General features: G+C 44.7%; 13 protein-coding genes. 7 read left to right on the top strand and 6 right to left on the bottom strand.

The genetic code is table 11. The features are described from left to right. Window positions 1–193 precede the first annotated feature (193 nt). Window positions 194–1,441 carry a valine--pyruvate transaminase gene (locus PL85_RS12565; protein ID WP_115339413.1) on the top strand — a complete coding sequence of 416 codons (1,248 nt, stop codon included), beginning with the start codon at window positions 194–196 and terminating at the stop codon, window positions 1,439–1,441. Between the two features lie 68 nt (window positions 1,442–1,509). Here the strand turns inward: PL85_RS12565 and PL85_RS12560 are convergent, their stop codons facing one another. The 6 genes from PL85_RS12560 to dnaA form a co-directional block, all read right to left on the bottom strand. Then, entirely contained in the window at window positions 1,510–1,947 is a 438-nt protein-coding gene (locus PL85_RS12560) for an Hsp20 family protein (RefSeq protein WP_088731324.1), read from the bottom strand. A 536-nt stretch (window positions 1,948–2,483) separates the two neighbouring features. Beyond that, window positions 2,484–2,756, bottom strand: coding sequence for a GreA/GreB family elongation factor (locus PL85_RS12555; protein ID WP_017046366.1), 273 nt, complete (start codon window positions 2,754–2,756; stop codon window positions 2,484–2,486). Window positions 2,757–3,262: 506 nt separating this feature from the next. Then, window positions 3,263–5,680 carry a DNA topoisomerase (ATP-hydrolyzing) subunit B gene (gene gyrB / locus PL85_RS12550; protein WP_115339412.1) on the bottom strand — a complete coding sequence of 806 codons (2,418 nt, stop codon included), beginning with the start codon at window positions 5,678–5,680 and terminating at the stop codon, window positions 3,263–3,265. A 19-nt stretch (window positions 5,681–5,699) separates the two neighbouring features. Next, window positions 5,700–6,779, bottom strand: coding sequence for a DNA replication/repair protein RecF (gene recF, locus PL85_RS12545; protein ID WP_013855575.1), 1,080 nt, complete (start codon window positions 6,777–6,779; stop codon window positions 5,700–5,702). A 9-nt stretch (window positions 6,780–6,788) separates the two neighbouring features. Next, the gene (gene dnaN / locus PL85_RS12540) at window positions 6,789–7,889 is read right to left on the bottom strand and encodes a DNA polymerase III subunit beta (protein WP_115339411.1); all 1,101 of its coding nucleotides are present in this window, start codon (window positions 7,887–7,889) and stop codon (window positions 6,789–6,791) included. Between the two features lie 73 nt (window positions 7,890–7,962). Beyond that, on the bottom strand, window positions 7,963–9,366 hold the full coding sequence (dnaA, locus tag PL85_RS12535) for a chromosomal replication initiator protein DnaA (protein WP_010319947.1): 1,404 nt from the start codon (window positions 9,364–9,366) through the stop codon (window positions 7,963–7,965). A 309-nt stretch (window positions 9,367–9,675) separates the two neighbouring features. Here dnaA and PL85_RS12530 point away from each other — a divergent pair, with 309 nt between their 5' ends. The 6 genes from PL85_RS12530 to yidD all read left to right on the top strand — a co-directional run bounded on the left by PL85_RS12530 (window position 9,676) and on the right by yidD (window position 12,848). Further along, on the top strand, window positions 9,676–10,425 hold the full coding sequence (locus tag PL85_RS12530) for an amino acid ABC transporter substrate-binding protein (protein WP_026027668.1): 750 nt from the start codon (window positions 9,676–9,678) through the stop codon (window positions 10,423–10,425). A gap of 75 nt (window positions 10,426–10,500) precedes the next feature. Next, entirely contained in the window at window positions 10,501–11,172 is a 672-nt protein-coding gene (locus PL85_RS12525; RefSeq protein WP_010319949.1) for an amino acid ABC transporter permease, read from the top strand. Then, the gene (locus PL85_RS12520; RefSeq protein WP_013855580.1) at window positions 11,169–11,918 is read left to right on the top strand and encodes an amino acid ABC transporter ATP-binding protein; all 750 of its coding nucleotides are present in this window, start codon (window positions 11,169–11,171) and stop codon (window positions 11,916–11,918) included. Before PL85_RS12525 ends, PL85_RS12520 begins: the two co-directional genes overlap by 4 nt. 196 nt (window positions 11,919–12,114) lie before the next feature. After that, window positions 12,115–12,252 carry a 50S ribosomal protein L34 gene (gene rpmH / locus PL85_RS12515; RefSeq protein WP_010319951.1) on the top strand — a complete coding sequence of 46 codons (138 nt, stop codon included), beginning with the start codon at window positions 12,115–12,117 and terminating at the stop codon, window positions 12,250–12,252. Between the two features lie 12 nt (window positions 12,253–12,264). Beyond that, window positions 12,265–12,621, top strand: a complete 357-nt coding sequence (rnpA, locus tag PL85_RS12510; protein ID WP_026027667.1) for a ribonuclease P protein component — start codon at window positions 12,265–12,267, stop codon at window positions 12,619–12,621. Next, window positions 12,588–12,848: a membrane protein insertion efficiency factor YidD gene (yidD, locus tag PL85_RS12505; protein WP_010319953.1), complete on the top strand. Its 261-nt coding sequence runs from the start codon at window positions 12,588–12,590 to the stop codon at window positions 12,846–12,848. The genes rnpA and yidD overlap by 34 nt, the downstream gene beginning before the upstream one ends. The last annotated feature ends 1 nt before the right edge of the window (window position 12,849 follow it).

The following is a 12,849-nucleotide window of genomic DNA, read 5'->3' as shown; positions in this document are numbered from 1 at the left end:
AAATTAATCTATCAAAGCCCAGCGGCCATCCGCTGGGCTTTTTGTTTTATCTGACCGCAGTGTGTTATTTGGCGAAAAATAGTGCTTTGACTCGCAAAAACATTGGGGTATGTTCAAGGATTACTCGATGGGCATGGCATCGTTTCATGCCCCTTTATGCAAGCAAATACAAGAATGAATTAGGCAGTCAGCAATGCAGTTTTCGAAATTTGGTGAAAAATTTAATCAGTATTCCGGTATTACCCAGTTAATGGACGATCTCAATGATGGCCTGCGCACCGCCGGAGCCATTATGCTCGGCGGTGGTAACCCAGCCGCCATTCCCGCCATGATTGACTACTTTCATCAAACCAGTGCTGACATGCTTAGCAGTGGTGAACTGATCGCTGCCCTCGCCAACTATGATGGCCCACAAGGTAAAGATCTGTTCGTTAAATCTCTCGCAAAACTGCTCAAAGAAACCTATGGCTGGGAAATCAGTGAAAAGAACATTAGCTTAACCAATGGCAGCCAGAGTGGATTTTTCTATCTATTTAATCTATTTGCTGGCCAGCAAGCTGATGGTTCACATAAGAAAATTTTACTGCCATTAGCGCCTGAATATATTGGTTATGGTGATGCCGGGATAGATGAAGATATTTTTGTCTCCTATCGCCCAGAAATAGAACTACTCGACAATGGCTTATTCAAATACCACGTGGATTTCGAAACCTTGAGCGTGGATTCGTCGGTAGCCGCCATTTGTGCTTCCCGTCCAACCAATCCGACGGGAAATGTGCTCACAGAACAAGAGATCCACAAGCTCGATAAGCTGGCTAGAGAGAACAATATCCCACTGATTATCGACAATGCATACGGCGTTCCATTTCCCAATATCATTTTTGAAGAGATTGAACCCTTTTGGAATGACAACACCATTTTATGCATGAGCCTTTCGAAACTGGGTTTACCCGGTGTGCGCTGCGGTATCGTCATTGCCAACGAAACCATTACCCAAGCATTAACCAACATGAATGGCATCATTAGCTTAGCGCCAGGCAGCATCGGCCCAGCCATTGCTCATCATATGATTGAAAAAGGCGATCTATTAAGGCTCAGTCGCGATGTGATCAAGCCCTTTTACCAGCAGAAATCACAAAGGGCAGTCGAGTTACTCAAGCAAGCCATTAGCGACCCGCGCTTTCGTATCCATAAACCAGAAGGGGCGATCTTTTTATGGCTCTGGTTTGATGAGCTCCCGATCACCACGATGGAACTTTACCAACGTCTAAAAGCCAGAGGAGTATTGATTGTACCGGGTGAATATTTCTTTATTGGTCAACAAGACGATTGGCAACACGCGCATCAGTGTCTACGCATGAACTACGTGCAAGATGATGAAGCCATGCAAAAGGGCATTCAAATTATTGCTCAAGAAGTGGCATTAGCGTATCAACAGTAATTCATCCTTTCTGCCATGAAAAAGAGCGCCAAAAGGCGCTCTTTCACTACTTTAATGTGGCCAGTAACTTAATTGTTCTCAATTAAGTTTTTACCATTAATCGCAATTTTACGTGGTTGCATCGCTTCAGGTGTTTCACGTTCAAGATCCACGTGTAGCAAGCCATTTTCCATTGTGGCTCCGAGTACTTTGACATAGTCGGCCAATTGGAATTTACGTTCAAAATCGCGCTCAGCAATACCTTGGTAGACGTAGTTTTTATTCTCTTCGGGTTTACGTTCGCCACGCACAATCAGCGTATTTTCTTGTTGAGTAATCTCAATCTGCTCTTCAGAAAAACCAGCTACCGCCATCGTGATGCGATATTTATCGTCGTCTTGCTGTTCAATATTGTACGGAGGGTAACCCGCAGAGCTATTCTTCGCTGAACTGGATTCCATCATGTTTAATAGACGGTCAAAACCAATTGCGTTGCGGTATAAAGGAGTGAAATCTACTGTTCTCATCATACTATCCTCATCATAAGCAATAGCCTTAGCGCATAGACGCTAAGCCGTTAGCAGCCATTCTTTCAACATGGAGCTAACAACACATTTAATAATCACAACACAAGGCTCCTCTTAAGAGAGCAAACCTGTGTCGCCATTCCAGAGGTCCTTACGGCATCCTCTTCATTGATAGATATAGGGGCACTAAAATTCTTTTCAAGGATTTTTTGAAAAATTTTTTAGTCCTCGCTAAAGCGAACAGAAACTAGAAAGAGGACATCGAATCAAACTGATACTCCGTAGAGTTACAAAGCCTTCATTAGCAGGATATAGAGTCAATACAGAGACATAAAAAAGCCTAACGATATCATTAGGCTTTATTTTGCACTTTAACCGATGAAAACTTATTTTATTTTCCGCGTTTTTTCCTTTCTTTAATTACACTGCTTTCTTCCATTTTTTCTTGCTTTAATTTCCGCTTTTCTTTTAGGCTAAGTTGCGCTTTTTTCATATCTTTCTTACTCATAGTAATCTCCTTATTTTAACGAAGAAATTTAATTTACACACGTTAGTGACTTTTCAGGAAGAATATTAACCACTTTATATTCTCGCTCTTTTCCTAAAATATATAATTTAAAACACTCTTGTTCACGTAATCCAAAAATAGAAGCGCCTAAATAAGAGTAAAGTGATACGAGACCATCATTAGGGTTGTTCCGCTCACCAAGCACTATAATAATTTGATAAGGTTGACACTTTTCTGTATCAACAAAGCTGACCCTATCTCCAACGTTGACTCGGCGCTCTGCCGTAGAATATCTGGCCAATGATTCTGCTTCTATTCTCTCGAAAAGAGTCAGTAAAATCAGTGGAGACTGATAGGTAACAAATAAGCTTGTTATTATTTTACTTTTAAAAAAAACAAGCCAACGCTTAAATAAGTTGATATTTATTACTCCTTACAATAATTCCAAAAATAGATTAGATAATATCCGAAAGTTAGACCTTCGGATTTATTACTGTAAGATAAATAACAAACCCACATCTCCTAAAAAGTAATTAATGAATACTATATCGGCCAAAAAATATAATTCAAGCTCATAAAAACCTCTAAAAACATGGAATAAAATAAAATAGTAGATACTTTTTTTTATTGAGAGAAAATCCCAATAAAAAAACGTTTATGACCTTTTATCCTTAAAGACAACCTAAGATAAGTAGAAAGTGTTGATGCTAAAAATGGTTGCTCCCACGTTGGGTGACTTTGTATTGACCATAAAAAAACACCGCTCTTGCGAAACGGTGTTTTTGGGATTTGCTTTATAGCAACGGCTTAGACATCGAGGTTGGCAACTTTTAAGGCGTTCTCTTCGATGAATGCGCGACGCGGCTCAACTTGATCACCCATCAAGGTGGTAAACAGTTCATCAGCACCAACAGCATCTTCAATCGTGACTTGCAGCATACGGCGAGATTCAGGATCCATCGTCGTTTCCCACAACTGATCTGGGTTCATTTCACCTAGACCTTTGTAGCGTTGCAGGCTTAGGCCACGGCGAGACTCTTTAATTAACCAGTTCAACGCATCAACAAAGTTATCGACAGGTTGAATACGCTCACCACGTTGAATGTAAGCCCCTTCTTCAACTAAGCCATAAAGTGCTTCAGAAAGGTCCGCCAGCTTGCTGTACTCTTTCGAATTGAGCAAATCAGCACTTAATAGATGTTGGTGCGTTACACCATGAGTGCGCACTACAATCTTAGGCTGATAAATACCAAGCTCCGCATTGTGCTCAGTTTCAATGCTGTATTGGCTTGCGCCAACTTCTTTCGCATTTAACTGCTCCACCAGCTGTTTGCCCCACGCTTCTACTACTGCAGAATCAGCGCATTGATCAACAATGATACGCGGCATATAGATGAATTCATGGATCAAGGCGTAAGGGTAGCGGCGGCTCATACGCTCCACCAGCTTAATGGCGACATTGTATTGCTTAACCAAGGTTTCTAACGCTTCACCTGCTAATGCTGGTGCTTGAGGGTTAACATGCAGTGAGGCACCATCCAATGCCAAAGCAACTTGGTATTGGTTCATCGCCTCTTCATCTTTGATGTACTGCTCTTGCTTGCCTTTTTTCACTTTATACAAAGGCGGTTGAGCAATGTAGATGTAGCCACGCTCAATCAGCTCAGGCATTTGACGATAGAAGAAGGTCAACAGTAGCGTACGGATGTGCGAACCGTCGACGTCCGCATCGGTCATGATGATGATATTGTGATAACGCAGTTTGTCTGGGTTATATTCATCACGGCCAATGCCACAGCCTAATGCAGTGATAAGCGTTGCGACTTCTTGCGAAGAAAGCATTTTGTCGAAACGAGCTTTTTCAACGTTAAGAATTTTACCTTTCAGCGGTAAAATCGCTTGGTTTTTACGGTTACGTCCCTGCTTGGCAGAACCGCCAGCAGAGTCCCCTTCCACTATGTACAGTTCAGATAGTGCAGGATCTTTTTCTTGGCAATCGGCGAGTTTACCCGGCAAACCAGCAAGATCTAACGCACCTTTACGACGTGTCATTTCACGCGCTTTACGCGCCGCTTCACGAGCACGAGCCGCATCAATGATTTTTGAACAGACCATTTTGGCTTCACTTGGGTTTTCAGCCAAAAACTCCGCCAATTTCTCACCCATTGCTGATTCAACCGCAGTTTTCACCTCGGATGAAACCAATTTATCTTTAGTTTGGCTAGAGAACTTAGGATCCGGCACTTTCACTGAAACCACCGCGGTTAAACCTTCACGAGCATCATCACCCGAGGTCGCCGCTTGCGCTTTTTTCGAGAAGCCTTCCTTATCCATGAAGGTGTTTAGGGTACGAGTTAACGCCCCACGGAAACCCGCTAAGTGGGCACCACCATCACGTTGAGGAATATTGTTGGTAAAGCAGTAAATGTTTTCTTGGAAACCATCGTTCCACTGCATCGCCACTTCCACGGTAATCCCATCGTCACGCTCAGAGCTGAAATGGAATACTTTTTCATGGATCGGCGTTTTATTGCGGTTTAAATGGCCAACGAACGCTTTAATACCACCTTCATATCTGAAATGGTCTTTTTTATCTTCTTCGCGTTCATCAAGCAATTTGATGGATACACCAGAGTTTAGGAAAGAGAGCTCACGCAGACGCTTAGCTAAAATATCGTAATGGAATTCAATGTTGGTAAAGGTTTCAGCACTTGGCCAAAAACGCAGGGTTGTCCCGGTTTTATCGGTTTCACCCACCACAGCCAACGGCGCTTGTGGCACACCGTGACAATAAGTTTGTGTGTGAATAGCGCCGTTACGGTAGATAGTCAGTAGCACTTTTTCAGACAGCGCGTTGACAACGGACACACCGACGCCGTGCAGACCACCCGAAACCTTGTATGAGTTGTCATCAAATTTACCGCCCGCATGCAGAACCGTCATAATAACTTCCGCGGCAGAAACTTGTTCTTCTTCGTGAAGGTCGGTAGGAATACCACGGCCATCATCGCTAACTGAAACTGAATTGTCTTCGTGAATAGTCACTACGATGTCTTTACAGTGACCTGCCAACGCTTCATCAATTGAGTTATCCACCACCTCAAAAACCATGTGGTGCAGACCGGTGCCATCATCCGTGTCGCCGATGTACATTCCTGGACGTTTACGAACCGCGTCCAGACCCTTCAGTACCTTAATACTCGATGAATCGTAATTATTCGACATGAGTTACTCTCTCACTATTTTATCCGTGCTCTATTGTGCCATGTTCCACATGAAACATCTTGCTGTTTGACTCAATCATGTCTGCAACTTGGCCTTGCGTAATAGAACTTACAAAAACTTGTGCCCCCGTCGATTTTAAGCAATCCGCTAAACGCTTACGACGATGGCTATCTAATTCGGAAGCAAAGTCATCAATTAAATAGATGCATTGCTTACCTGTCAGCTCGGTTAAGTGTTGTCCTTGTGCGACGCGCAGTGCACACACCATTAATTTAAGCTGACCGCGTGATAGAACATCTTCAACCGGTGTTCCATTGACCTTTATTTTTAAATCCGCTTTATTCGGGCCACTGAATGTGTAGCCTAGCGATTGATCGCGTTCGAAGTTTTTCTCGAGGATTTGTTGATAGGGCGTCTCTTTTTCCCAACCACGATAATACTTCATTTGCACATCAAATTCTGGCAAAAAACTGCGACACAACGCCTCGGCAACACACTTCATTTGCGTCACATAATGTGTGCGCCATGCATCGATTTGTTCAGCCAAGCGCGCCATCTCCTGATCCCAGTAACTGAGTTCACGATAATGGGTTGCCGTTTTTAACAACGCATTGCGCTGCTTATTGAGGCGCTTAAAACGCCCCCATGCATCATAAAAGGCAGGTTCACTATGAAATACCCCCCAATCAATAAATGCACGTCGTTGTTTTGGTCCATCGGTGAGCAGATCAAACCCTTCCGGATGAATTAATTGCAAAGGTAAAACTTGTGCCAGTTGCGCCAGTTTTTGCCCAGATTGACCGCCTATTTTAACCTCTGTTGAACCGTCACGCTGCTTATTAATGCCAATCGGTAGCTCAAATTGATCCGAGGTCAAAAAACGCCCATGCACAAACAGCTCCTGACACTCATTTTGTATGACGCGTCCGGTTAAGGCGCTTTTGAACGAGCGACCATGACCCAGCAGGTAAATCGCTTCCAGTACACTGGTTTTGCCGCTGCCATTAGGGCCAATAAGAAAGTTAAAGCCTGATGATAATGGGATATCACAGGCTTTAATATTGCGAAATTGTTGGACGATTAAACGAGTCAGCGGCATTGCGCAAACTTAAAGTCGGATCGGCATGACGACATACATCGCGCTGTCGTCATCGCGATTTTCAATCAGCGCGCTGGCGTTGGCGTCAGACATCGATACACGAACCTGTTCACAACGTAATGTATTCAGTACATCGAGTACATAGCTGACGTTAAAACCGATTTCGATGGCGTCGCCTTCAAAGGTGACATCCAACAACTCTTCCGCTTCTTCTTGCTCTGGGTTGTTGGCGGTAATGCGCATTTCATTATCCGCAAGATTAACCCGTACCCCGCGAAACTTTTCATTTGAGAGAATCGCGGCACGAGAAAATGCCTGACGTAACTCATCACAGCCCGTTTCTAAGGTTTTGGTCGTTTGCTGCGGCATAACGCGGCGATAATCAGGGAAGCGACCATCAACCAGCTTAGAAGTGAAGATGAAATTATTCACTTGAGCGCGCAAATTTGAACTGCCAATTTGCAGCACAACCGGCTGTTCTGGCGCATCAAGTAACTTGACCAGTTCCTGTACCCCTTTACGCGGCACGATGATCTGTTTATTGGCAAAATCCGCGCTGAGTGCCGTTTGCGAAACCGCCATACGGTGTCCATCGGTTGCCACAGAGCGCAAGGTTGAACCGTCGATTTCAAATAGCATACCGTTCAGGTAATAACGCACATCTTGGTTAGCCATCGAAAACTGGGTTTTCTCAATTAAACTGCGCAGTTCTGCCTGAGTGAGCGACACTTCCACTTCACTTTGCCAATCTTCAATATTAGGAAAGTCACTGGCAGGTAAGGTTGCCAGAGAGAAACGGCTACGGCCAGAACGCATCTGGATGCGATCGCCTTCCAATACCACAGTGATCACGGCGCTATCGGGCAAGCCGCGACAAATATCTAAAAATTTACGCGCAGGGACAGTGATGCTTCCTGCTTCGCACTCACCTTCAAGAGTCACGTGGCTAATCAGTTCGACTTCAAGATCGGTCGCCGTCATCGACAGCACGTTCTCTTCCACTTTGAGCAACAAATTACCAAGAATTGGCAAAGTCGCACGTCCGCCTAATGTTCCAGATACTTGCTGAAGTGGCTTAATGAAGTGGCTACGTTCAATAGTAAATTTCATAGTTAGCTCTTACGATGTTATCGGGCAACCCTAAATGTGAGGGTTAAAATAGCTGATATAAGAAGGTTGTGCATCAAGAAGACAGGGTACGAATTAAATTCGAATAGTCTTCTTTGATGTCGTGGCTCTCTTCACGTAACTGCTGGATTTTACGGCAAGCGTGCAGTACTGTCGTATGATCTCGGCCACCAAACGCATCACCAATTTCAGGCAAGCTGTGGTTAGTCAGCTCTTTAGCCAGTGCCATCGCCAACTGGCGTGGACGGGCAACCGAGCGAGAGCGACGTTTAGAAAGCAAATCCGCCACTTTAATTTTGTAGTATTCCGCCACGGTCTTTTGAATGTTATCAATGGTGACCAATTTTTCTTGCAAAGCTAATAAGTCACGCAGCGCTTCACGCACAAAATCGATGGTGATCGGACGGCCAGTAAAGTTAGCGTTGGCGATAACACGGTTTAGTGCGCCTTCCAATTCACGCACGTTGGAACGTAAGCGTTTGGCAATAAAAAAGGCAACTTCATCGGCAAGATGAATTTGGTGATCTTCTGCCTTCTTCATTAAAATCGCGACACGCGTTTCAAGCTCTGGTGGCTCAATCGCAACCGTCAAACCCCAACCAAAACGAGATTTAAGGCGATCTTCCACCCCATTGATCTCTTTCGGATAGCGGTCGGAAGTCAAAATGATTTGTTGGTTACCTTCAAGCAATGCGTTAAAGGTATGAAAGAACTCTTCTTGCGAACGCTCTTTATTGGCAAAGAATTGAATATCATCGATCAAGAGTGCATCAACACTGCGGTAATAGCGTTTGAACTCTTCAATCGCATTATTTTGCAGCGCTTTCACCATATCTTGCACGAAACGCTCTGAGTGCATGTAAATCACTTTCGCATTCGGGTTGTTATCAACAATCGCATTACCAACGGCGTGCAATAAGTGTGTTTTACCTAGCCCCGTGCCACCGTATAAGAAGAGTGGGTTATAGGCCGCGCCGGGGTTATCGGAAACTTGACGCGCTGCAGCCAAACCGAGTTGGTTCGATTTACCTTCAACGAAGTTATTGAACTTATGTTTAGGGTTAACGTTTGATCTGTGATTAATGTCTGCTACAACCGTGTCGTTTTCCCACGTACGATGTACCGGTTTACGCGCTTGTAACTGTGCAGGAGCTGAAGATTCAGCCGCGACATCCGCTTGAGTACGAACGGGAGCAGCTTTAGGCGCGCTAACCCGGCGACTACCCACTTCAAAACGCAGGTTCGGGGTATCGTGGCCACAATGCTCTTGCAGTAGTCGGTTGATGCTGTTGATGTATTTATCGCGCACCCAATCAAGCACAAAGCGGTTTGGGGCGAATAAAGTGAGAGTATTGTCATTGAGCTCCGCTTGTAACGGACGTACCCACATGCTGAATTCCGCTGCTGGTAACTCTTCTTGAAGCTGTTGCAAACATTGCAACCAAAGCGAAGATGACACGGTTGCCCTCACCCTAAGTAAATGATCGAAAAGACTGGCGATTTTACCTGTTGATAACCAAGATCGCCAGCGATTGATCCGTGATCCAGTGAATAAGATCGAAGTTATTCACACAATTTGCGCTTGATTTTTGTCGATCTTCACAATTAGCACCACTTTACCCACACGATGATCCACATATACAAGGATCCTCTATACTTATCCCCAATTGTGTCACTATGTTCGGTTATGGTTAATAACTACTGGTTATTTATTCTATTGAGTGCTTTGCCAGTAACATCCCTCTCTATAAATATAAGGAGTTTCAAGATGAAAAACTGGGTTAAAGTCGCCATTACTGCAATTGCACTCTCCGCTGCAAGCGTACACGCGGCAACGGAAATAAAAGTCGGCATGTCAGGGCGCTATTTTCCATTCACTTTTGTCAAACAAGACAAGCTGCAAGGCTTTGAAGTGGATGTTTGGGATGAGATAGGTAAACGCAATGATTACGATGTAAAATATGTTACGGCTAATTTCTCCGGTCTCTTTGGCCTGCTTGAAACTGGCCGAATTGATACCATTTCAAACCAAATCACCGTCACAGAAGCACGTAAAGCGAAATACTTATTTGCTGACCCGTATGTCATCGACGGTGCACAAATTACCGTTCGCAAAGGTAATGACAGCATTAAAGGGATTGACGATCTTGCCGGCAAAACGGTCGCGGTCAATTTAGGCTCAAACTTCGAGCAGCTACTGCGCAGCTTTGACAAAGACAATAAAATCATCATCAAAACTTACGATACTGGCATTGAACATGACGTTGCTCTTGGCCGTGCTGATGCGTTTGTGATGGATCGCCTTTCGGCTCTGGAATTGATTAAAACAACGGGCTTACCGTTGCAATTGGCTGGCCACCCTTTTGAAACCATTGAAAACGCTTGGCCGTTTGTTAACAACGAGCAAGGCCAAAAACTGCAAGCTGAAGTGAATCAAGCGTTAGCCTCGATGCGCGCTGATGGCACACTGAGTGCGATTTCTGAAAAATGGTTTGCTGCCGATATCACCAATAAGTAAATTCCCCTATTATCAAAAGATAGGATTGAGGTGGAACCACACATTCCACCTTTTTTGTTTTAAAAAGGTAAGCCGATGGGATTTGATTTTCACTATATGCTTGAGCTGATGCCAATACTGCTCAGGTATTTAGGCACCACCATGGAGATGGCGACTTGGGGCTTAGTGTTTGCTTTGATCCTGTCGGTCATTTTAGCCAATATTCGTGTGTTCAAAGTGCCCATTTTGGATCCGCTAAGCCAGCTGTACATCAGCTTTTTCCGCGGTACTCCCCTGCTGGTACAACTATTTCTACTCTACTATGGTCTGCCGCAAGTGTTACCGTGGATGGTCGGTTTAAATGCATTTAGCGCCGCGGTGATCGGGCTAACTCTTCACTTCGCCGCTTATATGGCAGAAAGTATTCGCGCCGCCATTTTGGGTATTGATCGCAGCCAAATGGAAGCGAGTTTGTCTGTGGGTATGACCACAAGCCAAGCAATGCGCCGCATTATTTTGCCGCAAGCCACTCGTATCGCGTTGCCATCATTAATGAATTACTTCATTGATATGATCAAATCGACCTCATTAGCTTTTACATTAGGAGTCGCTGAGATCATGGCCAGAGCGCAGATGGAAGCTTCGTCAAGCTTTCGCTTCTTTGAAGCTTTCCTCGCCGTTGCATTAATTTACTGGGCCGTAGTGGTGGTACTGACTCGGGTACAAATTTGGGCTGAAGAGAGACTCAATAAGGCGTATGTACGATGATTAAACTCGATAATATTCATAAGCGCTTTGGCGATACTGAAGTGCTCAAAGGCATCAGCTTAGCAATAGAAAAAGGTGAAATCATCGTCATTATTGGCTCAAGCGGTACAGGTAAATCGACCTTACTGCGCTGCGTCAACTTCCTAGAACGCGCAGACCAAGGCTCCATTACTATTGATGATGTCACCGTCGACACCCAGCAACAGACCAAAGCAGATGTATTAGCGCTGCGCAGAAAAACAGGCTTTGTTTTCCAAAACTACGCGCTGTTTGCTCATATGACGGCGAGGCAAAATGTCGCCGAAGGGCTCATTACGGTGCACGGTTGGAAAAAAGATCTCGCCCTGACCCGCGCACAGCAGATTTTGGATGACATCGGTCTTGGGGATAAAGGAGAGAGTTATCCCGCAGCGCTTTCTGGTGGCCAGCAGCAGCGCGTTGGGATCGGTCGTGCGATGGCGCTACAACCAGAATTGCTGCTATTTGATGAACCTACATCAGCACTCGATCCTGAATGGGTTGGCGAAGTGCTTGCTTTAATGAAGAAATTAGCCACTCATCACCAAACAATGCTGGTGGTTACCCATGAGATGCAGTTTGCAAAGGAGGTAGCCGATCGCGTGATCTTCATGGCCGATGGGCAAATTGTAGAGCAAGGCTCTCCACAGGATATCTTTGGTAATCCACAGGATCCTAAGCTCAAGAAATTTTTAAATCAGGTGGGGATCGACGAAGGATCCTTGTGATTTAAAGGAGACTGCGTATAATCCCCCGACCGGAATTTTAGTGAACCCAATCGTTGACACTTATTGTGACAGTGATTACAATTCCGCCTCTTTGTTGAGAGGCGTCGGATTCCTTTCTTTCTATTAAAGAAGCGAAAATATACCCACGCCGGGTTTATTTGAACCTAAAAACTACTGATCAGTAAGGTAATTACACATGTCTAAACGCACTTTTCAACCTACCGTTCTAAAGCGCAAGCGTACTCACGGTTTCCGTGCACGCATGGCAACTAAGAATGGCCGTAAGGTTATTAATGCACGTCGTGCTAAAGGCCGCGCGCGCCTGTCAAAATAATTCGCGATTATTTTGAATACGTACGCGTTCAATCGGGAGTTACGTTTGTTAACTCCCGAACATTATAAAAAAGTCTTCCAGCAAGCGCACAGCGCAGGCTCTCCCCATTTCACTATCATTGCTCGCGAAAACGCTCTTACCCACCCAAGGTTAGGGTTGGCCGTCCCCAAAAAACAGATCAAAACTGCTGTTGGCCGTAATCGCTTCAAACGCCTCGCTCGCGAAAGCTTCCGTAATAAACAGCATCAACTTCCTAACAAAGATTTTGTTGTGATTGCGAAAAAGAGCGCGCAAGATTTAAGCAATGAAGAAATGTTCAAACTATTTGAAAAATTATGGCATCGCCTGTCTCGCCCTTCGCGTGGTTAGCAATCGGATTCGTCCGCCTTTACCAAGGAATCATCAGTCCTCTGCTTGGACCACGCTGTCGTTTTACTCCAACCTGTTCAAACTATGCGATAGAAGCGTTGAAAGCTCACGGTTTTGTAAAAGGGTGTTGGTTATCAGGCAAACGTCTATTAAAATGCCACCCTTTGAACGAAGGGGGTTTTGACCCCGTTCCGCCACCAGTCCAAAAACAAGACAGAGATAATTAAC

Source organism: Vibrio anguillarum, from assembly GCF_001989995.2.
GTDB lineage: Bacteria > Pseudomonadota > Gammaproteobacteria > Enterobacterales > Vibrionaceae > Vibrio > Vibrio anguillarum.
The sequence above is the reverse complement of the archived record's forward strand: the minus strand, read 5'-3'. Positions and strand labels throughout refer to the sequence as shown.